20 protein-coding genes are annotated in these 19,325 nt (G+C 73.5%); 12 read left to right on the forward strand and 8 right to left on the reverse strand.

What is annotated here, in order from left to right; translation table 11 throughout:
* Positions 1 to 11 precede the first annotated feature (11 nt).
* Together Voc01_RS35930 and Voc01_RS35935 are read right to left on the reverse strand one after the other, a co-directional pair.
* On the reverse strand, positions 12 to 884 hold the full coding sequence (locus Voc01_RS35930; protein WP_203932115.1) for a haloalkane dehalogenase: 873 nt from the start codon (positions 882 to 884) through the stop codon (positions 12 to 14).
* An 83-nt stretch (positions 885 to 967) separates the two neighbouring features.
* Positions 968 to 1,483 carry a hypothetical protein gene (locus Voc01_RS35935; RefSeq protein ID WP_203932116.1) on the reverse strand — a complete coding sequence of 172 codons (516 nt, stop codon included), beginning with the start codon at positions 1,481 to 1,483 and terminating at the stop codon, positions 968 to 970.
* A 104-nt stretch (positions 1,484 to 1,587) separates the two neighbouring features.
* On the opposite strand from Voc01_RS35935, the gene Voc01_RS35940 reads away from it, so the two are divergent.
* Together Voc01_RS35940 and Voc01_RS35945 are read left to right on the forward strand one after the other, a co-directional pair.
* A complete protein-coding gene (locus Voc01_RS35940) occupies positions 1,588 to 2,484 on the forward strand; it encodes a LysR family transcriptional regulator (protein ID WP_203932117.1) in 897 nt (298 codons plus the stop codon).
* Positions 2,485 to 2,528: 44 nt separating this feature from the next.
* Positions 2,529 to 3,575, forward strand: coding sequence for a tartrate dehydrogenase (locus Voc01_RS35945; protein WP_203932118.1), 1,047 nt, complete (start codon positions 2,529 to 2,531; stop codon positions 3,573 to 3,575).
* A 2-nt stretch (positions 3,576 to 3,577) separates the two neighbouring features.
* Here the strand turns inward: Voc01_RS35945 and Voc01_RS35950 are convergent, their stop codons facing one another.
* On the reverse strand, positions 3,578 to 5,614 hold the full coding sequence (locus tag Voc01_RS35950) for a hypothetical protein (RefSeq protein WP_203932119.1): 2,037 nt from the start codon (positions 5,612 to 5,614) through the stop codon (positions 3,578 to 3,580).
* A 72-nt stretch (positions 5,615 to 5,686) separates the two neighbouring features.
* On the opposite strand from Voc01_RS35950, the gene Voc01_RS35955 reads away from it, so the two are divergent.
* The 5 genes from Voc01_RS35955 (at position 5,687) to Voc01_RS35975 (ending at position 10,246) form a co-directional block, all read left to right on the forward strand.
* Entirely contained in the window at positions 5,687 to 6,529 is an 843-nt protein-coding gene (locus Voc01_RS35955) for a bifunctional 5,10-methylenetetrahydrofolate dehydrogenase/5,10-methenyltetrahydrofolate cyclohydrolase (RefSeq protein WP_239160735.1), read from the forward strand.
* A gap of 95 nt (positions 6,530 to 6,624) precedes the next feature.
* Positions 6,625 to 7,266: a hypothetical protein gene (locus tag Voc01_RS35960; RefSeq protein WP_203932121.1), complete on the forward strand. Its 642-nt coding sequence runs from the start codon at positions 6,625 to 6,627 to the stop codon at positions 7,264 to 7,266.
* A gap of 76 nt (positions 7,267 to 7,342) precedes the next feature.
* On the forward strand, positions 7,343 to 7,525 hold the full coding sequence (locus tag Voc01_RS35965) for a hypothetical protein (RefSeq protein ID WP_239160714.1): 183 nt from the start codon (positions 7,343 to 7,345) through the stop codon (positions 7,523 to 7,525).
* Positions 7,526 to 7,531: 6 nt separating this feature from the next.
* Positions 7,532 to 9,499: a TPM domain-containing protein gene (locus Voc01_RS35970; protein WP_203932123.1), complete on the forward strand. Its 1,968-nt coding sequence runs from the start codon at positions 7,532 to 7,534 to the stop codon at positions 9,497 to 9,499.
* 21 nt (positions 9,500 to 9,520) lie between these two features.
* Positions 9,521 to 10,246, forward strand: a complete 726-nt coding sequence (locus tag Voc01_RS35975; RefSeq protein ID WP_203932124.1) for a PspA/IM30 family protein — start codon at positions 9,521 to 9,523, stop codon at positions 10,244 to 10,246.
* Here Voc01_RS35975 and Voc01_RS35980 read toward each other — a convergent pair.
* Positions 10,225 to 10,734 (reverse strand): cupin domain-containing protein, encoded by a 510-nt coding sequence (locus tag Voc01_RS35980; protein ID WP_203932125.1) that lies wholly within the window; start codon positions 10,732 to 10,734, stop codon positions 10,225 to 10,227. The two genes, Voc01_RS35975 and Voc01_RS35980, sit on opposite strands and share 22 nt — an antisense overlap.
* Positions 10,735 to 10,775: 41 nt before the next feature.
* Between Voc01_RS35980 and Voc01_RS35985 the strand changes: the two genes are divergently transcribed.
* Positions 10,776 to 11,375, forward strand: coding sequence for a TetR/AcrR family transcriptional regulator (locus Voc01_RS35985; RefSeq protein ID WP_239160715.1), 600 nt, complete (start codon positions 10,776 to 10,778; stop codon positions 11,373 to 11,375).
* A gap of 139 nt (positions 11,376 to 11,514) precedes the next feature.
* Positions 11,515 to 12,696: an ABC transporter substrate-binding protein gene (locus Voc01_RS35990; protein WP_203932126.1), complete on the forward strand. Its 1,182-nt coding sequence runs from the start codon at positions 11,515 to 11,517 to the stop codon at positions 12,694 to 12,696.
* A gap of 11 nt (positions 12,697 to 12,707) precedes the next feature.
* Here the strand turns inward: Voc01_RS35990 and Voc01_RS35995 are convergent, their stop codons facing one another.
* Positions 12,708 to 13,424: a universal stress protein gene (locus Voc01_RS35995; RefSeq protein ID WP_203932127.1), complete on the reverse strand. Its 717-nt coding sequence runs from the start codon at positions 13,422 to 13,424 to the stop codon at positions 12,708 to 12,710.
* 61 nt (positions 13,425 to 13,485) lie between these two features.
* Positions 13,486 to 14,112: a type III effector protein gene (locus Voc01_RS36000; protein WP_203932128.1), complete on the reverse strand. Its 627-nt coding sequence runs from the start codon at positions 14,110 to 14,112 to the stop codon at positions 13,486 to 13,488.
* A gap of 136 nt (positions 14,113 to 14,248) precedes the next feature.
* Here Voc01_RS36000 and Voc01_RS36005 point away from each other — a divergent pair, with 136 nt between their 5' ends.
* The gene (locus Voc01_RS36005) at positions 14,249 to 14,695 is read left to right on the forward strand and encodes an Hsp20/alpha crystallin family protein (RefSeq protein WP_203932129.1); all 447 of its coding nucleotides are present in this window, start codon (positions 14,249 to 14,251) and stop codon (positions 14,693 to 14,695) included.
* 241 nt (positions 14,696 to 14,936) lie between these two features.
* On the opposite strand, the gene Voc01_RS36010 is transcribed toward Voc01_RS36005, so the two are convergent.
* Entirely contained in the window at positions 14,937 to 15,749 is an 813-nt protein-coding gene (locus Voc01_RS36010; protein ID WP_373873913.1) for a TrmH family RNA methyltransferase, read from the reverse strand.
* A gap of 30 nt (positions 15,750 to 15,779) precedes the next feature.
* Between Voc01_RS36010 and Voc01_RS36015 the strand changes: the two genes are divergently transcribed.
* Together Voc01_RS36015 and Voc01_RS36020 are read left to right on the forward strand one after the other, a co-directional pair.
* A complete protein-coding gene (locus Voc01_RS36015; protein WP_203932131.1) occupies positions 15,780 to 16,568 on the forward strand; it encodes a TrmH family RNA methyltransferase in 789 nt (262 codons plus the stop codon).
* A 118-nt stretch (positions 16,569 to 16,686) separates the two neighbouring features.
* Positions 16,687 to 18,948 carry an ATP-binding protein gene (locus tag Voc01_RS36020; protein WP_203932132.1) on the forward strand — a complete coding sequence of 754 codons (2,262 nt, stop codon included), beginning with the start codon at positions 16,687 to 16,689 and terminating at the stop codon, positions 18,946 to 18,948.
* Between the two features lie 11 nt (positions 18,949 to 18,959).
* Here the strand turns inward: Voc01_RS36020 and Voc01_RS36025 are convergent, their stop codons facing one another.
* Entirely contained in the window at positions 18,960 to 19,325 is a 366-nt protein-coding gene (locus tag Voc01_RS36025) for a hypothetical protein (protein ID WP_203932133.1), read from the reverse strand.

The raw sequence follows: 19,325 nt of genomic DNA on the forward strand, positions 1-19,325 counted from the left end.
TGCGGAACCGGTCACCTGCCCAGCCGCGACCGCAGCCAGGTCGACACCGCCGCGCCGACCTCCGCCGGGCGGTCCTCGGGCAGGAAGTGCAGCCCGGTACCGACGTCCTGAACGGTCAGGTGCGGCAGGGCGTCGCGGCACCTGCGCACCACGTCCCGCGTGACGACCGCGCCCGGCTCGCCGTGGACGAGCAGCTTCGGCACCGGGGAGACCGACAGGTTCTCCCACCCGGCGGCGAGGATCGACGCGCTGCCGGCCGGAACACCCGCGACGGGGATCTCGCGGGTCCACCGCAGCAGCGGCCGGCGGGACGCCGCGTCCGGGTACGGGCGGCGGTAGACGGCCAGGTCGGCCGGTGCCGGCGTACGCAGCATCGCGGCGGGCAGCAGCGCGTCGAGGAGGAAGTTCTCCTCCAGCACCATGCGTTCGCCGACGCCGGGTGTCCGCAGCCGCTGGAACAGTTCGCGACCGCCCGGGTCGAAGTCGTCCCAGCCGTCGAGTGGACGCAGGTGGCCCTCCATGAACGCGGCCCCGGCCACCCGGTCGGGGTGGCGGCGCAGCAGGTCCAGGCCGATCGCCACGCCCCAGTCGTGCCCGACGAGAACCGGGTCGTCGAGGTCGAGCGCGTCCAGCAGCGCCTCGACGTGGTCGATGTGCTCGCCGAGCGTGTAGGCGATGTCCGGCTTCCCGGACCCGCCCATCCCGATCAGGTCGACGGCGACGCAGCGCCGACCGCCGGCGGCCACGTGCGGCAGGACGCCCCGCCACAGGTACGACGACGTCGGGTTGCCGTGCAGGAACACCACCGGTCGTCCGGCACCGCCGTCGAGGCACCGCATGGTCGACCCGGCCACCGCGACGTCACGCTCGACCCACCGGACCATCCCTCGATGGTCGGGCTCCCGGCGGGTGTCCGCCATCCGGAGCGGCGCCGGGGGTGAGTGTTCACCGCCCGTTCGCCCGGCGGTCAGCCGCCCACGAACAGCGGGTTGGCGCCGCCGGCCGACTGCCCGAACTGGTCCTCGGGGCCGAGCGCGATGCGCGGCCCCTCGTCGGTGCCGCCGACGAGGTAGTCCGCCTCCCGGCCGCCGACCGAGACGCGCACCGACCGGCCCAGCCGGGCCTCGCCCTCGGTCAGCGTCCACTCCCGGTCGTCGAGGGCCTCCTCGTACCGGGAGTGCCAGCGCTCGACGTAGTCCCGGATCCGGTCGCGCAGGCCTGCTCCGCCCCGCGTGCCCTCCAGGTCCATCCACCACGTGGCCGCCGCCCCGGCGTCGCCGTCGCGGGCGGCCTCGAGGAACGCGGTGACGACCTCGGTCGGCGTGTCCGGCTCCCGCTGGACCACGACCACGGTGACACCGACGACCGCGAGGGCGACCACCACCAGCGCGGCCAGCCCGATGACGACGGTGCGGCGCCGCGGCCGCCACTGGGCCGTATCGCCGGGGGGCTCGGGCCGGGGTTCCGGTTCAGGCTCGGTCATCCGTTTCCTCGCATCGGCGTCGATGACTGTCCGGTCATGACGGTAGCGGTGCCCCGCCAGCTGCGAGACTGATAGGCAACGGCTATCAGAAGGGTGGACCGGCGGTGGACGCGCGTCAGCTCCGGTACTTCCTCGCCGTCGTCGACGCGGGGAGCGTGCGCCGGGCGGCGGCGGAGCTGTTCGTGGCCCAACCGTCGGTCTCGCAGGCGGTCCGCGCCCTGGAGCGCGACCTCGGCAGCCTGCTGTTCCACCGCACCGGCCGCCGCCTGGTGCTCACCGCCGCCGGCCGGGCGCTCGTCGACCCGGCCCGCGAGGTGATGCGCGGCTTCGACCTCGCCCGGGCGACCGTCGCGGCCGTCGACGGCCTCGCCGGGGGCGAGCTGGTCGTCGCGTCGATGCCGTCGCAGGCGGTCAGCCCGCTCACCGACCTGGTCGCCGCGTTCACCGCCGCGCACCCGCGCGTGCGGGTGACGGTCCGCGGCGCGGGCACCCCGGCCGGCGTGCGCGGCCTGGTCACCACCGGCGCCGCCGAGCTCGGGGTGGTCGCGGCCGCGCCGACGGTCGCGCCGCCACGGGACCTGGTGAGCGTGCGCCTCACGAGCCAGCGCTTCGTGCTGCTGGCCCGCGACGCGGCGATGCTGCCCGACGGCGATCCCGTGCGCCCCGCCGACCTCGCCGGGGCCGCGCTCATCGCCGGACGCGAGGGCACCGGGATGCGCCGGGTCGCCGACGCCGTGCGCCGGCAGGCCGCGGGCAGCCGCCTCGCGGTGGAGGTGGAGCACCGGGAGGCGGTGCTGCCCCTCGTGCTCGCCGGCGTCGGGGTCGCGGTCGTCAGCGACGCGTGGCGGTCGGTCGCCGGGGCGGCGGGGGTCACCGTGCGGTCCCTCGACTGCCCCGACGTGCTGGAGGTGTCGCTGGTGTACCGACCGGGCCGGTTGAGCCCCGCCGCGGCCGCATTCGTGCACCTTGCTGATAGGCGGGGGCTCTCACCGGTCCAGTAAAAGCGTCTTGGACCGGCGGCGGCGCGCGACGGTCTACTGACACCGTGACCACCTACCGCATCGCCCTCATCCCCGGCGACGGCATCGGCACCGAGGTGCTGCCGCCGGCGCAGGCCCTGCTCGACGCCGTCGGACGCCGGCACGCGATCGCGTTCACGTACGACCGGTTCGACTGGTCCTGCCAGCGGTACCTGGCCGAGGGCGCGATGATGCCGCCCGACGGGCCGCGGCGCATCCGGGACCACGACGCGGTGCTGCTCGGCGCGGTCGGCTGGCCCGGGGTGCCCGACCACGTGTCGCTGTGGGGGCTGCTGATCCCGATCCGACGGACGTTCCAGCAGTACGTGAACCTGCGCCCGGTGAAGGTGCTCGACGGCGTGCCGGGCCCGCTGCGCGACGCCGACGGGGTCGACCTCGTCGTGGTGCGGGAGAACGTGGAGGGGGAGTACTCCGAGATCGGTGGCCGGCTCGGCCGGGGGACGCCGGACGAGCTCGCCGTGCAGGAGGCGGTCTTCACCCGCAAGGGTGTCACGCGCGTGGTCGAGTACGCCTACACGCTCGCCGCGACCCGCTCGAACCACGTGACGTCGGCGACCAAGAGCAACGGGATCATCCACACGATGCCGTTCTGGGACGAGATCGTGGCCGGGGTCGCCGACCGCCACCCCGACGTGCGCAGCGACCGGGAGCACATCGACGCGCTGGCCGCCAAGCTCGTCCTCGCGCCCCGGACGTTCGATGTCATCGTGGGGTCGAACCTGTTCGGCGACATCCTCAGCGACCTCGCGGCCGCGGTGGCCGGCAGCATCGGGGTCGCGCCGGCGGCCAACCTCAACCCCGAACGTGAGTTCCCGTCGATGTTCGAGCCCGTGCACGGCTCCGCGCCCGACATCGCCGGCAAGGGAAAGGCGAACCCGCTCGGCGCCATGTGGTCGGCGGCGATGATGCTCGACCACCTCGGCCACCCGGAGGCCGCCGCCGACCTGCTGGCCGCCGCGTTCGGCGCGCTGTCCGACGGAGTGCGCACCGCCGACCTCGGTGGCACGGCCGACACCGCCGGCTACACCCGGGCCGTCCTCGACCGCGTCTGACGTCAGACGCGGGCCTCGAGCGCCGCGACGCCCGCGCGGACGGCGTCGCGGTGGCGCTCGTCACGCCAGATCACGCTGCTGTGGATGCCGCCCCTGGCGGCGCGTCCGTCGCTGTCGGCGAGGTCGCGGAGCCGGGGAAGGGCCATGGGGTCGAGGAGGTCGGTGCACGCCGCCACGATCGGGTCGTACTCGTCGCACCCGGCCATCCAGTGGAGCACCGGCCCGGTGACGTCGGCCCGGCCGACGCCCAGGGCGAGCAGGGCCCGCGCGGCGAGCGGCGTCTGCGGCCCGGTCAGGTGGTCGCGCAGCGCCGGTTCCAGCGCCGGGTCGCGCAACTCGACGGCGATCCGCAGGGCGTGCTCGTGCGCCAGCCAGTGCGTGAGCCCGACCGGCACGAGGCGGGTGGCCTCCACGGGATCGCCGCTGCGCAGCAGCACGTGTGCGGCCAGCAGCCGCATCGGGACCGACGCGTCCATCGGCAGGGGCCGGATGAGCTCCGCCAGCGCCGTCAGCGCCGCCTCGCCCGGACCGTCTCCGGTCAGCAGGACCGGCCGCAGGATCCCCGCGGCCACGTCGACCGTGGGGTTCCTGCGGCGCAGCGCCGCGGCCAGCGGCCCGGCGTCGCCGGTGCGGCGCAACAGGGCGACCGCGGCCGCTGCCGCCGTGCCGGCGTCGTCGTCGGCGGCCACGGTGCGCAGGTCGCGCTCGTCGGCGAGCCCGAGGTGCAGGAGCGCGGTCGACGTGGGTACGGGCGCGACCGTCGCGGCCGCGCGCAGCGTGGGTTCCAGGGACCGCAGGAGCCGCCGCTGCGCGTCCCACGACCGGGTCGCCCCGGCGAGGAGGGCCACCGCTCCGGCGAGGCCGGCCACCACCCTTGGCCCGTCGGCCGCGGCGAACGCCGCACCGATCGTCGCGAGGAGGTCGGCGCCGAGGGGCAGGTAGCCGAAGTCGTGGGACAGGTCGAGGGCACGCCGGGCCTTCCAGGTGCGGCACGCCGGCTCGACCCACCGGGGATCGTTGAGCCGCACCAGCGTCGACAGCGCCAGGACCTCGGGGCTGACCAGCCGCGTCGCGCTGCGCTCCGGCAGCACACCGGCGAGCCGGGCCAGGTCGTCGGCGAACGCCGCCGCGGCCCGCCCTCCCTCGTGCATCCGCTCGGCCGCCATCCGCCGGGTCTCCGGGTCGCCGTGGTGCAGCAGCGGCGCCACCACGGGCAGGACCCGCCCGGGTTCCCGACGGCTGCGCCCGACGCGGTCGTCCAGGGCGTACCCGACGTCCGGGGAGACCGGCTCCCGTTGCCGGGACACGTCGGTCAGCAGGTCGGCGACGAACGCCTCGTCGGCGCTGTCGACCAGGAACTCGCGCACGGGGTCCCGGACAAGCTCCTCGGAGATCTTCCCACCGGCCCGGAGCGCCGCCGCGACGGCCGCGCCCGCTCCGGCGGGGAACGGCAGGCCGGCGCGGTGCAGACCGACCGCGCCCGCCAACCGGTGCGACGGTGCACCGCCGAGGACGGCGGGGACGACCACGCTCCCGGCCGCCTCGGGCGAGCGGGCCGGCAGCGCGATCAGCAGGGCCGCCCGGGCGTCGGCGTCGGTTTCGGCGTCCCAGCGCCGCAGCAGCACGTCGGCGGGGCCGTCGCAGGCGCCGAGGACGAGGTAGGTGTGCGCGCGGACCAGCCAGTTCGCGTCGTCGGCCAGCGCGGCCAGGTCGGCGACCCGGGCGGCGACCGCCGCGCGCACGCGGGCCGAGTCACCGCGGGTCTCGAACTCGGGGCTGACCATCGCCGCGAGCGTGGCGACGGCCCCGTGCCGCTCGACGGTGTGTTCGACCCCGTCGGCCCGGCCCCACCCGACGGCCGCGCCGACGGCCACGTCGACCAGGAACGGCGCGGCGGCGACGGCGTCCTCGCCGAGGCTGGAGTCGCAGAGGATCGACGGCGGCAGGTCGGCCGGGTCGTCGTCGTCATCGGCCAGACCGCGCAGCCAGTCGGCGACGTCCGGGTCCTTCCAGTCGACGTCGTCAGGGTCCGTGGGCACGCCGCGATGCTACGGATCCGGGCGGCGGTAGGATGCCCCGTGTCTTCGAACCCGCAGCAACCAGCACTTCTCATGCCCGGAAAGCCCGTCGCCGACGCGGTCCTCGCCGATGTCGGCCAGCGTGTCGCCGCCCTGCGCGCGCGTGGCGTGACGCCGAGCCTGGCCACGATCCTCGTCGGCGACGACGACGCGAGCGCCGGCTACATCCGCATCAAGCAGCGGCAGGCGGCCGACCTCGGGTTCGACTCACCGCACCGCCACCTGCCCGCCGACGCGACCCAGCGGGACCTGCTCGACGTCATCGCCGGCTTCAACGCCGACCCGGGCGTGCACGCCGTCCTGATCCAGTACCCGATCCCCGGCCACCTCGACTACGACGCCGCCCTGCAGACCCTCGACCCCGACAAGGACGTCGACGGGATGCACCCGCTGAACATGGGCCGCCTCGCGCTGGGGATGCCCGGTCCGCTGCCGTGCACCCCGGCCGGCATCGAGGCGCTGCTCGCCCACTACGAGATCCCGGTCGCCGGGCGCGAGGTGGTCATCCTGGGTCGCGGCGCCACGATCGGACGTCCGCTGGCCATGATGCTGGCGCAGAAGCGCCCCACCGCCAACGCCGCCGTCACCGTCGTGCACACCGGTGTGGCCGACTGGCCCCGCTACACCGCCCGCGCCGACATCCTCGTGGCCGCGGCCGGGGTGCCGGGCATCATCCAGCCGGAGCACGTGCGTCCCGGCGCGGTGGTGATCGGCGCCGGCGTCCGCTACGAGGGCCGCCGCCTCCTCCCGGACGTCGACGAGGCCTGCGAGCGGGTCGCGTCGGCGATCACCCCGCGGCTGGGCGGCGTCGGCCCGACGACGGTCGCCATGCTGTTCCGCAACGCGGTCACCGCCGCGGAGCGCGCCACGGCGTAGCTTCCCGCGCGGAGCGCGTCACGGGCGTTGCGTCCCGCCGGGTTACTACGGGACCGGCGCTGCCATCTCGGACATCAGCGAGCGGCGGAGCACCTGTGCGGTGGCTTCGTCGTGCTGCTGCCAGAGCGTTCCCCGCTTGGGGAGCTTCCGGGCGGGCGGTCGAGGTCACGCTGCGGCTGCGCGGTCAGCCGAAGGTCCGGCAGCTGGCCGGTGGCACCGGCCGGCCGGTCGCGGTCGCCACCGGTCCGGCCGGCACCCCGGTGCTGGTGACGACCGGCCGCGACGGCCGGGTCCTCGGCGGCGCGCCGGACACGCTGCGTCCCACCAAGCTCGCCGACGTCGACCTCGTCGCGGTCACCGTGAACCCGTTCCGCGAGAACGTGTACGCCGCCGCCCGGTCGGGCGAGCCGGGCCTGCGCTGGATCGGGCCGTCGTGCGAACTGGAGTACCTGCCGACCCCGGCGCCGGTGCGCGACGTGGCGATGGTCTGGTCGCGTACCGGTCCGCTGCTCGCCATCGCCACCGACGACGGCGTCTTCCACGGACCCGGCCCGACCGGCGGCCGCCGCCACCCCGACGGGTGGCGCCGGCTGGGCACCGACCCGGCGCGGCGGGTGGTGCTGTGCATGGTCAACGGCTGGCTGACCCACCTGGCCGCCCTCACCGACGCCGGGGTCGCGTTCGCCGAGGAGTGGGCCGTCGATGACTGGCATCCGCTGTCCTACCCTGACGACTGACCGCGGTTGACCGGCCGCGACCGGGGTATGTGATCCGCCGCGACATCCGGATCGGAGGCGGACAATGCTGCAGAAGATGGTCGTTCGGTGGGCACTGACCGCGGTCGCGGTTCCCCTGGCGGTCGCCGGCACGAGGAAGGTGAGCGACCTGATCGAGGCGCGTCGCGGGTCGACCCGCAGCAGCCGGATGCTGCGCCGGGGCGCCGGGCTCGCACAGCGGCTCACCGGCCGCAAGCGTCGCCGCCGTCTCGGCTGGTAGACAAGCGTGCGACGCGCGCTGGCCGGCGTCCTGGCGGGGCTGGTCCTCACCGGGCTGGTCCTCACCGGCGCACCGGCCGCCGCCGACCCGCCGTTCCGGGTCGGCGGGGAGGTGGTCGACCGGGCCGGCGTGCTCGGCGGCGGCGCCGACCGCGTCCGGGAGGCGGTGCGCGACCTGCGCGCCGACCGGGGCACCCAGCTGTTCGTCGTGTACGTCACCTCCTTCGAGGGCGCCGACGGCCAGCGGTGGGCCGCCGACACGGCACGGCTGTCGCAGCTCGGCGACGGCGACGTCCTGTTCGCGGTCGCGGTCGACGACCGCGCCTACGGCTACTCGGTTCCCGGCGACGCCACGATCTCCGACGACGACCTGCGCGACCTGATGGTCCGCACCGTCGAACCGCGGCTGGCGGGCGGCGACTGGGCCGGCGCGGCCGTGGCGGTCGCCGACGGACTCGGCGGCCGCGGCGACGGTACCGGTCAGTCCCTCGGCCTGCTGCTGTGCGTGGCCCTGGTCGTGGTGGCCGCCGTCGTGGTCGTCCTGGTCGTCGTCCTGCGGCGCCGTTCCCGGCAGGCGGCGGGACGCGCGGCCGGACCCGCGGTAGCGGCCGGCCCGCCACCCGTGCCCGTCGCGGAGCTGTCACGTCAGGCGGCGACCGCGCTCGTCGACGTCGACGACGCGGTGCAGACCTCCGAGCAGGAGCTCGCGTTCGCGCAGGCCCAGTTCGGCGACGAGGCGGTCACCGGGTTCCGGTCGGCGCTCGACCAGGCCCGCGACGAGCTCCGGCAGGCGTTCACGCTGCGGCAGCGCCTCGATGACGCCGAGCCCGAGGACGAGCAGACCCGCCGCGCGATCCTCACCGAGATCCTCCGGCTGTGCGGGTCGGCCGACGCCCGCCTCGACGCCCAGGCGGAGGCGTTCGACCGCATGCGGTCGCTGGAACGCACCGCCCCGCAGGTCCTCGCCGCGCTCGCACCGCGGGTGGAGGCGCTCGCCGGCCGGCTGCCGGCGGAACAGGCGCGCCTGGACGCGCTGCGGCAGCGGTTCGCGCCGACCGCGGTGACGCCCCTGGCCGACAGCCTGGAGCAGGCCCGGCACCGCCTCGACGCCGCCCGGGAGGAGCTCGCCGAGGCCCGGTCGGCCGTCGACGCGGGCCGCCCGGAGCGGGCGGTCGTGCCGATCCGCGCCGCCGAGGACGCCACCGGCCAGGCCGGGACGCTGCTCGACGGCATCACCCGCACCACCGCCGACCTGGAGCAGGCCGACGCCCGGATCGCCGCGGCCCGGTCCGAGCTCGGTCAGGACCTCGAGGAGGCCCGCGCGCTCGTCGCGTCCGACGGCTCCGACCTGCGACCGACGATCGCGCGCGCCGAGGCGGCCCTGACCACCGCGGACACCGCGATGACGCCGGCCGGCACCGGCCTGCCCGACCCGCTGGCGGCGCTGCGCGTGCTCGAGGAGGCCGGCGCCGACCTCGACCGCGCGCTCGCCGCCGTACGGGAGGCGCGACAGCAGCGCGACCGGGCGGCCGCGCTCGTCGACCGGGCGATCCTCGCGGCGACCTCGGCGGTGGCGGCCGCCGACGACTTCATCGCGACCCGGCGCGGCGCCGTCGGCGCGGACGCCCGCACCCGGCTGGCGGAGGCCCGGCGCCAGCTCGACCAGGCGGTCGCCGCGTCGGCGTCCGACCCGGAGTCGGCGCTGCGGTACGCCCAGTACGCCGACGCGCTGGCGCAGCAGGCGCTGCAGCTGGCCCGCGGCGACGTCGACCGGTGGTCGCAGCCGGCCGGCCTGCCCGGGTACGGCGGCGGGTCGGGCGTCGACCTCGGCAGCCTCGTGCTCGGCGGCATCCTGCTGGGCGGCCGCAGCGGCTCGTACGGCGGCTCGTCCGGCGGCTTCGGCGGCGGCTGGTCGCCGGGCAGCTTCGGCGGCTCGGGCACCCGTGCCCGCCACGGCGGCGGCGGACGTTTCTGACACCTTCCCGAGGAGACCCTCATGGCGCAGCAGTCCATTCTCGGCCGGATCACCCAGCTGGCGCGGGCGAACATCCACGCGCTGCTCGACCAGGCCGAGGACCCGCAGAAGATGCTCGACCAGCTGGTCCGCGACTACACGGCCAACATCGGCGAGGCGGAGGACGCCGTCGCCCAGATCATCGGGAACCTGCGCCTGCTCGAGGAGGACCACCGGGAGGCGACCGAGACCGCCGGGGAGTGGGGGAGCAAGGCGCTGGCCGCCAGCCGCAAGGCCGACGAGCTGCGTGCCGGCGGCGATCCCGCGGGCGCCGACCGGTTCGACTCGCTGGCGCGCGTCGCGCTGCAGCGTCAGCTCGACGTCGAGAAGCAGGTGCGCACGCTGCAGCCGCAGATCGAGGCGCAGCGGGAGGTCGTCGACAAGTTGAAGACCGGGCTCGACCGCATGCGGGAGAAGCTGTCCGAGCTGACCGCCAGGCGCAACGAGCTGGTGGCCCGGGCGACGATGGCGCGGGCCCAGCAGCAGGTGCACGACGCGGTCCGCAGCGTCGACCTCATGGACCCGACGAGCGAGCTGTCGCGGTTCGAGGACAGGATCCGCCGGGAGGAGGCCCGGGTGATCGGCCAGCAGGAGCTGGCGGCGTCGAGCCTCGACGCGCAGTTCGAGGCCCTGGAGGACGAGACGGAGCGGAGCGAGGTCGAGGCGCGGCTCGCCGCGATGAAGGCTCAGCCCGGGTCGAGGCCGTAGCGGGCGATGACGTCGGGCAGCCAGGCCGCCTCGGGGAACGACAGGCCGTAGCGGTCGATCAGCTCGGCGCCCTGCTCCTCGGTGGCCGTTCCGTCGGCGACGGCCTCGGCGACCTCGCGGAAGAAGTGCTCGAACCCGGCCGGGCTGATGATCTCGATCATGCGGGCCGGGGTGCTGCCCGCGTTCCACATCGCGTGCAGCTCGCCGCGTGGCTTGGCGATGTACCCGCCCGCGCCGAGGACCACCTCGCGGTCGCCGGACCGGAAACCGATCTCGCCCTCCGTGACGATCGAGAACTCGTCCTCGTGGGTGTGCAGGTGCGGCGCCACCAGCGCACCCACCGGGAACGGGTGCTCGACCACGGCGAACGCGCCGCCGGTGTCGCGTCCCCAGAGCTTGAACTGGACGCCGATGGACCCCAGGTCGCCGGTCTGGCCGTCACCGGGCGGCACCACCGTGAGCCGGGCCGGTTCCTCGTGTGTTCTCATATGAGTGAACATGCGTGTTCACCGAAAGGAAGTCAACCGATTTGACCTCGCGCGGGTACCGGATGCGCCGGCGGGCCGAGAACGTCACCGCGACCCACCTGCGCATCGTCGAGGCGACCGTCGCGCTGCACGGCACGGTCGGGCCGGCGGCCACCACCGTCTCGGCGATCGCCGAGGCGGCCGGCGTCACCCGGCTCACCGTCTACCGCCACTTCCCCGACGAGGAGGCGCTGTTCGCGGCGTGCACCGCGCACTGGGCGTCGGGCCTCCCGCTGCCCGACCCGGCCGGCTGGGCCGCCGAACCCGACCCGACCGCGCGGCTGCGCCTGGCCCTCGGCGAGCTGTTCCGCTTCTACCGCGCGGGCGAGCCGATGCTCGCCAACGCCCAGCGCGACCGCGACGCGCTACCCGAGCGGATCCGTGCGGGCGCCGCGGCCGCCGAGGAGCACCGGCTCGGCCTGCTGCTCGGACCGTTCCGCGCCCGCGGGTCACGACGGCGCCGGCTGCGCGCCACCATCGCCCACGCGACGTCGTTCGCGACCTGGCGGTCGCTGTGCCACGAATACGGCCTGCGCGACGAGGAGGCGGTGGATCTCATGATCGCCCTGGTCAGCGCCTCGGCGTCGCCCGGTCGGCCGTGATACGGGCGGTGGCCGATCGGGTTTCGATCTGTGGACGCTTCCCCCTCGAAAGGCACCGGATCTCCCGGTAACATCCGGCCGCGCTATCAGTTCCACCCTCTGATCAGCAGGTTTTCCCGCGCAGTACATGGAGGTACTCGTGCGTCGATCCGTGTCCGTGTCCGTACTGCTCGCGGTCGTGCTCGCCACTGTCGGCTGCGGCGACGACGGGGAGGGCGACGGCGACCGCCCGTACCGCATCGGCATGATCGCCCCGCTGACCGGCGGCTACGAGTCGCTCGGGCGCGACCACAAGAAGGCCGTCGAGCTGGCCGTCGAGGAGATCAACACGGCGGGTGGCCTGCTCGGCCGCCCCGTCGAGCTGGTCGTGCGCGACGACCGCAGCCAGCCCGACCAGTCCGTCCTGAGCTTCAACGAGATCAAGGGCGACGTCGACGTCGTCATCGGGTCGGCCTTCTCCAACAGCGCCCTCCAGACGATCCCGCTGGCCGAGGACGCGCGCCTGCCGTACCTGTCCCTCGCACCGGCCGACGAACAGGTCAAGCCCATTCGCCCCTACACGTTCGTGGTGCCGGCGGTCTCCTCACAGTACGCCGACCGGCTGCTGCAGTACTTCCAGGCGACCGGCGTCAGCCGGGTCGCGGTCGCCTATGACGGCCGCAGCTCCTACGCCACCGCCGGCCTGACGGGCATGCAGGACAAGGCCGGCTACTACGGCGTCACGCTGGTGGCACAGGAGGAGTTCCAGACCGCCACCACCGACTTCGCGCCGATCTTCGCCAAGGTGCGCTCGTCGGGCGCGCAGGCGTTCACGGTGTGGGCCACCGGCCCGCCCGCGGTGACGGTGACGAAGCAGTACGCCGCGTCGCGCCTCGGCGTGCCGCTGGTGCTCACCGCCGCGCAGGCCAGCCGGCTGTTCCTCGAACCGGCCGGCGCCGCCGCCGAAGGGGTGACCATCGCCAGCTCGATCGGCGTGGTCGGGGCCTACCTGCCCGACGGCGAGCAGAAGGAGGTGATCGGCAGCCTGTCCCGCTCGTTCCGGGCGCTGTACAAGTACGCTCCGCCCCAGTTCGCCCAGGACGGCTACAGCGCGGTCCAGCTGATCGCCGCCGCCGTGCGGCAGGCGAAGACCACCAACCGCACCAAGGTCCGCGACACGCTGGAGAACATCCGCCTCGTGACGCCGAACGGCGCCTACGCCTACTCCCGCACCGACCACACGGGTCTGACGACCGACTTCATCTCCGTCAACAAGGTCGACGGGGGAACCCTGATCCCCACCGACTGGGCCCGCCAGCAGTTCCCCGCCGCGATGCGCTGACCCGGTGCCGGCTAGGCGCTGATGAGCACCGGACAGTGGGCGCGGTCGAGCACCGTGCGCGGCACCGGGCCGAGCAGTCCCTCGTCGTCGCCGTGGCCCACCACCAGCAGCTGCGCCCGCCGCGACAACGCCAGCAGGGCGGGGGTGGGCTCGGCCTCGATCGTGGTGGTGCGCACGGGCACCCGGGGGAACTTGTCGCGCCACGGCGCGAGGGACTCGTCGAGGGCCGCACCGGCCGAGGACACCGCGATCAGCGGGCACCCCCGCATTCCGGCCTCCTCGAACGCGAGCCCCACGGCCGACTGGGTGCCGGCGGAGGCCTCGACGACGACCGGGCTGTGCTCGGGCGGCTGCTGACCGCGCACCACCACCACGGGCACCGCCGAGTCGTCGGCGATCGCGCGACCGGCCCGGCCCAGCGCGGTACAGCCGGGTTCTCCCTCGTCGCCCACGACGAGCAGCGCCGCGAGCGACAACGCCGCGCGCAACGCGGCGACCGGCTCGGCGTCGGCGAGCATCCCGGTGACCCGCACCGACGGCTCCAACTGGCGCGCGTCGGTGACCATGTGCGCCAGCTTCCGGCTCGCCTGCGCGGGATCGGGCGACGCCGCGGTGTCGACGAACACCAGCCGCAGCCGGCACCGGCGGCGCTGCGCCTCGCGGACCGCCCAGTACAGGGCGTCCCAGCTGGGCGCGCAACCATCGACGCCGATGACGATGTCCCTCATGCCCACTGGATGTCTGCCGGTAGAGAACATCGGCGCCCGCCCCTTCGCCCGCCCTGCGTGCCTAACCCAGACTGTCACGCGAAAGTTTCAAACGCGACGGTTCGGAACTGGAACCATCTGCGAATTCCGCGGACGTCCGGTGGTGCGTTCGTGCGCTTTGTGTATTGCTTCGGACCGCATCTATCTGCTCACCGATCGCACGCACGCGTTCGGCCAGCGCGGCCGGAAGGTGCTCCCGGGTGCCGGCGAGCAGATCGGGCAGCGCCGTCGCGTCGGCGTCGCCGAGGGCGGCGTGCAGGCGGTCGAGGCTGGGCTGGGCGTCGGGACCCAGGTCGGACAGCGCGCTGATCTGCCCGGCGAGCTGGCGCAGGTCGGCGCCGTTGGCCCGGGCCCAGGCGGTGACCGCGCGGTCGGCGGCCCGCCGGTCGCGCTCGGCGAGCACCCGCTCGTCGCCGGTGAGGGAGCGGTTGCCGGGGCGCAGCCGCAGGTACCGCCGCTCGGCGGCCTGGCGGCTGGCGACTCCGAGCGCCGGCGCCAGGTCGGCCCAGCTCATCCCGGCGGCGCGGGCGGCGGCGATCAGTTCGGGCTCGTAGGCGTCGAGGCGGTCGCGCAGTTCGCGCAACGCGACGAGGGCCGCGAGGACGTCGGTGCCGGTGGTGGTGTCGAGCAGGTGCTGGGCGTCGTCCATGGGGGATCCTGTCGTACTGACGATGACACTCACCGATGCCATCCTTCCGATGACATTCGGCTTGTCATCGTTCCGATGACGTGCTACAAAGGTATCAGCGCATTGACGAGCAGACAATGACTCCGGGAGGTGGAACATGTTGATGCGCACCGACCCGTTCCGGGAGCTCGACCGGCTGACCCAGCAGTTCTTCAGCGGCACCCCGGCCGGTACCTGGTCGCGGCCCACATCCATGCCGCTCGACGCATACCGCAACGGTGACGAGTTCGTCGTCGCCTTCGATCTTCCCGGCGTGGCGCCGGACGCGATCGAGGTCGACGTCGAGCGCAACGTGCTCACCGTCAAGGCCGAGCGTCGCCCGCTCGACCTTCCCGACGGCGCCCAGGCGCACCTCACCGAGCGGCCCTACGGCGTGTTCTCCCGCCAACTGTTCCTCGGTGACGCCCTCGACACCGACCACATCCAGGCCGCCTACGAGAACGGCATCCTGGTGCTGCGCATCCCGGTGGCCGAGAAGGCGAAGCCGCGCAAGGTGCAGGTCGCGGTCGAGGGGACCCAGCAGAAGAAGGCCATCGACGTCTGACCCGTACCCGCCCGGTCTCGGTCGGCCGGGCGCACGAGGCTCCCGGACGCGGAGCGCCCCTGGCGCGGTCGTCAGGGCGCTCCGCCGACCCGAAGGAAGGTGATGCCCGTCAGTTCCCACATTCGCCGTCCGGACGAGACACCTCGCGGGCTTCCAGTGGACCCGCCAGCGCAGCGGCGCACGGATCCGGCGGCGACAGACACCGTCGCGGGCCCCGGTCACCGGGGCCCGCGCCCCTGTTCTACCACTGCTCCTTCTGGGCCCGCGCCTCGTAGAGCAGCACCGCCGCCGACACCGACACGTTCAGGGAGTCGGCCCGGCCCAGCATCGGCACGAACACCTTCTTCACGTGCGGCTGGTACCACGCCTTCGGGATGCCGTACTTCTCCGCGCCCAGCACGAACGCCGTGCGCCGGCCGCCGTACCGGTAGCGGCGGTAGTTGCGGGCGTCCTCGGTGTCGGCGAGGAACACGTCGAAGTTGTTCCTCCGCAGCCAGTCGACGGCCTGCTCGGGCTGCCCGAACTCCAGCGTCGGGGTCGTGAGCACCATGCCCTGGCTGGCCCGGAACACCTTCGGGTGGGTCAGCCGGGTGCGCCGGTTGGTGAGGATCAGGCAGTCGACGCGGCAGGCGTCGAGGGTGCGGATCAGCGTTCCGAGGTTGCCGGGGATCTCCATCCCGTCGGCGACCATGACCAGCGCATCGGGCGGCAGGTCGATGTCCTCGGGCTCCCACCGGGGCAGCGGCGCCAGCGACAGCAGGCCGTCGGGGCGGTCGCGTTCGGAGATGCGCTCCAGCGTCTTCGCGGAGATCTCGTAGGCTCTGTCGGCTCGTTGTGCGAGCTGCTCGGCGCGCTTGTGCGCCTCGTCGCCGTAGGCGGCCTCCGGCGACCAGAAGAACGTGTCGATCGGGATGTCGTGCTCCAGCAGCAGGTTGTGCGCCCACAACCCTTCGGCGATGAACAGCCGGTGCGGGTTCGGCGCCGAGTTGCGCTGGATAGATTGCACCTGTCGGACCTTCGGGTGCTGGGCCCCGATGGGCTGCAGGCTCGGCATTCACGTTCTCCGGGGTCGAGAGGAGCGGTGTTGGCGGAAATTATCACGAGTGCGGCGAACCCCTTGGTCAAGCGGGTCCGGCTGCTCGCTGACCGCAGGCACCGTCGCCGGGAGGGCGCCTTCGTCGTCGACGGTGTCCAGCCCGTGTGGCGCGCCGTCGAGGCCGGCGCCGCCGTGGAGACGCTCATCGTGGCGCCCGACCTGCTGGCCGGCTCGCCGGCGATGCGCATGGTCGAGGAGCAGGAGGCGCTCGGGACCCGCGTCGCCCGGGTGAGCGGCGAGCTGTTCCTGCGCCTGTCCGATCGCGAGGGCGCCCCCGGCCTGGCCGCGATCGTCCGCGGCCGGGTCGGTGGGCTGTCCGCCCTGCCGGCCGACGGCGTCCTGGTGGCGCTGCACCGGGTCGCCAACCCCGGCAACCTCGGCACGGTCATCCGCACCGCCGACGCGGCCGGCGCCGCCGGTGTGGTGCTGGTCGGCGACACGACGGACCCGTTCGCGCCGGCCGCGGTGAAGGCGAGCATGGGGTCCCTGTTCGCGGTGAACGTGGCCCACACGCCGACCCTGGACGCGTTCTTCACCTGGGCGGCCGACCACGCCGTGACCGTGGTGGCGACGTCCGGCTACGCCTCCGTGGACCACTGGGCCACCCGCTATCCCCGTCCGGTGGCCGTGCTCCTGGGCAGCGAGGGCGACGGCCTGCCCGACGAGGCCCTGGCCAGGGCCGACCGCCGGGTCCGCATCCCGATGACCGGCACGGCCGAGTCGTTGAACCTGGCGGTGGCGGCGTCGCTGATGCTGTACGAGCTCAACCGCCCCTGAGGCCGTGCGGCCGGACCACCCGACGTCACCCGGTCTGGGTACGTCGGGTGGACGGGCCTGCCGCGGCCTATCGAGCTTCCGACAGTGGGCGAAGAACAGGGCTGATAGTCCTGGTCGAATGGCAACGACCCCGAGCGGCGCCGATGCGCCGGAGTCCCCGACTCTGGCGGACGACCTGGTCCGCGACGCCATTCGGCGGGCGCTCGAGATTCCTGACATCGCGGCTCTGAACCTGTCACCGGATGTCGTGTGGCAGCACCTCGGTACCGGGGCCGGAGCGGTCATCACCCAGGTGGTGGCCGAGCAGATGGCCTACGACGAAGCGGAACGGGGTCATGACCTCGCAGTCGCGGCGCTCCAAACGGAGAGGACGGGGCGCTATCTGATCAACGGAGTGGTCGTTCTCCTCGCGATAGCGGTGATCCTCATCGCCAATGTGTGGGAGGCGCTGTTGCCGGCGGGCTGGGACGGAACGGTCGTCACCGGCGTCGCCATTTACCTCAGCCTCGGCAGCATGGCTGTCGGTCCCTTCATGAGGTTCGTCCGTGGGACCTTCCGGCAACAGGAAGGTCGGGTGGCGGTCGCTCACGACCGGCTCGACAAGGCTCGGGCCAGGTTGCTGGAGACCTTGACCATCGAGGTCGGCGCCATGATCCGTCAACATCGGCTCGGTCAACCTCTCCACGACGACGCGTCGCCCGTGCGGTTCGACGTGACCGACGCGCCCGACCTGGTCGAGACGGACACCCAGGACGTCATCACGTCCACCAGCGTCCGCGCCATCGTCGAGTTCGTCGACCGGCACGGCACGTCGGCGGTCGGCGTGGCCGGTCCTCGCGGCGTCGGGAAGACAACGATCATCCGCAAGGCCACATCGCGGCCCGAGTATCTCGGCGTGTACATCGCCGCGCCCGTCCACTACGACGCCGCCGACTTCGTGCGGCTCATGCACGCCAAGGTGGCGCGCGCCATCCTCGCCGAGCAGGGCATATTCGAGGAGTCGATAGCGACCGCGGCCCCGCGGTCGACGATGACCGGCCGTCGGGCGATCGTGGTCATCACCTTGGCGCTCGGCACCCTTCTTCTGGTGCTCGGGTTCGAGGATCAGTTCATTCGTCTGACGGGTCTGAACGCTACTGCGTTGGCCGGCCTGATGTTGCTGTTCTCCGGCACCGTACTGGCGACGCAGGCGTCCGCAGCTCCTCTTCGCCGGGCCATCGGCCAGGTGAAGACACGGGACCCGCTCGCGGAACTTGCGCTTGCGGAACTCCGTCGGCTGGAGTGGCGCACCAGCATGCGGGCCCGGGACCGGACCCGCTTCTCGCCGGTCCCGTTGCTGCGCATCGACTCCGAGGACCAGCTCTCGCTCACCGAGCGCGACCGCACCCATCCCGAACGCGTATCGGACCTGCGCGGCTTTCTTCTTCAGGCCCACCAGGAGTCGGGGCGGCCGATCGTCATCGCGATCGACGAGCTGGACAAGATGGCAGATGGTCAGAAAGCGTTGGAGTCGATCAACAACCTGAAGGACCTCTTCCATGTCGGCGGCGTCCACTTCGTGGTGTCGGTGAGCGAGGACGCGCTCGACAGTTTCGCGCTACGCGGGATTCCGGTACGGGACGTATTCGACTCGGCGTTCGACACCGTCCTGAGAGTGGAGCCGTTCTCCATCGATCACTCGATCCAGTTGATCGGTCGCCGGGTCGTGGACTTTCCCGAGCCGGTAGCGCTCCTCTGCCACGCATTGTCAGGTGGGTTGCCCCGGGATCTCATCCGGGCCGCCCGGCGCTGTGTCGAACTGCGGATCCGCGAGGGCACGGCACTGACGCTCGACGAGGTGGCTCGTGGTCTGGTTCGTTTCGAGGGCATGGACGTCGTCGACGCGGCTCTGCGGCGCGATCGTGGCGACGGAACCGGTGTGCCCGACTGGCTGCTCACCATGCGCGAGAATCTGCTCTACCGACAGGCCCGTACCTTCGACGGGGTGATGGAAGCCGTCCGGGACTGGCAACCTGCCGTCGCGGACGGTGCCGAGGGCGGGGACGCCGCACCGCGTCCCGAGGTTCCCCACGAGGCGGTGATCTCCTACATGCTGCTCGCCGCGACCGTGGAGGACTACTTCACGAACGTCCGGCTCTGGAAGGAATGGCACGAGCGGATCGTCGACGGCCGGTGGAAAGAGATCGTGGAGTCGCTTGCCCGGGCGCGGGCGATGCTGGGGCTGTCGTACGGCGAGTGTGTGCGTTCGCTGGCCAGGACCCGGAACCTGCTCGGCCTGCCGGTGATCCCGGACCCACTTCGCCGGACACTGACAGGCGAGGCCGCAGCCCGGTGGTACAGCAGGCCATGGCGGTGGATCCGCCGTGCATCGGCCGGATGAGGGTCCCGGTCTCAGGCACCCAGGGAAATGACCACGTCCTCGCCGAGTGCGCCGTAGGCCAAGGGCTCGCCCGTAAGCACGAAACCGCCCCGGGAGGCGGCCGCCATCAGGGACGTCGCCAGGTCGAGGCGACCGAGCATCAACGTGGTCGTGGCGGCCATGGGCCATTCGTTGCCGGTCAGGGGAACCAGCTCGCACGCCGGATGCTCGGTGAGCAGATGCAGCATCGCCGCGTCCACCGTGCGGGCGGCCTCGACCACACAGACCACCGGAACCAGGATCGTGCCGCCGGAGTCGCGGACCTCGGCGATGGGCTCGCCGACATCGACGGACCCCTGCGTAAAGGCGACGATCGCCGAGGTGTCGAGGACCAGCAC

It is taken from the genome of Virgisporangium ochraceum (genome assembly GCF_016863655.1).
GTDB lineage: Bacteria > Actinomycetota > Actinomycetes > Mycobacteriales > Micromonosporaceae > Virgisporangium > Virgisporangium ochraceum.

What these genes read in the sequence shown, in the direction of transcription:
- Voc01_RS35930 (WP_203932115.1), bottom strand. Translation starts at nt 884, where the DNA reads ATGGTCCGGTGGGTCGAGCGTGACGTCGCGGTGGCCGGGTCGACCATG.
- Voc01_RS35935 (WP_203932116.1), bottom strand. Translation starts at nt 1,483, where the DNA reads ATGACCGAGCCTGAACCGGAACCCCGGCCCGAGCCCCCCGGCGATACG.
- Voc01_RS35955 (WP_239160735.1), top strand. Translation starts at nt 5,687, where the DNA reads ATGCCCGGAAAGCCCGTCGCCGACGCGGTCCTCGCCGATGTCGGCCAG.
- Voc01_RS35965 (WP_239160714.1), top strand. Translation starts at nt 7,343, where the DNA reads ATGGTCGTTCGGTGGGCACTGACCGCGGTCGCGGTTCCCCTGGCGGTC.
- Voc01_RS35975 (WP_203932124.1), top strand. Translation starts at nt 9,521, where the DNA reads ATGGCGCAGCAGTCCATTCTCGGCCGGATCACCCAGCTGGCGCGGGCG.
- Voc01_RS35980 (WP_203932125.1), bottom strand. Translation starts at nt 10,734, where the DNA reads ATGAGAACACACGAGGAACCGGCCCGGCTCACGGTGGTGCCGCCCGGT.
- Voc01_RS35995 (WP_203932127.1), bottom strand. Translation starts at nt 13,424, where the DNA reads ATGAGGGACATCGTCATCGGCGTCGATGGTTGCGCGCCCAGCTGGGAC.
- Voc01_RS36000 (WP_203932128.1), bottom strand. Translation starts at nt 14,112, where the DNA reads ATGGACGACGCCCAGCACCTGCTCGACACCACCACCGGCACCGACGTC.
- Voc01_RS36005 (WP_203932129.1), top strand. Translation starts at nt 14,249, where the DNA reads ATGTTGATGCGCACCGACCCGTTCCGGGAGCTCGACCGGCTGACCCAG.
- Voc01_RS36010 (WP_373873913.1), bottom strand. Translation starts at nt 15,749, where the DNA reads ATGCCGAGCCTGCAGCCCATCGGGGCCCAGCACCCGAAGGTCCGACAG.
- Voc01_RS36020 (WP_203932132.1), top strand. Translation starts at nt 16,687, where the DNA reads ATGGCAACGACCCCGAGCGGCGCCGATGCGCCGGAGTCCCCGACTCTG.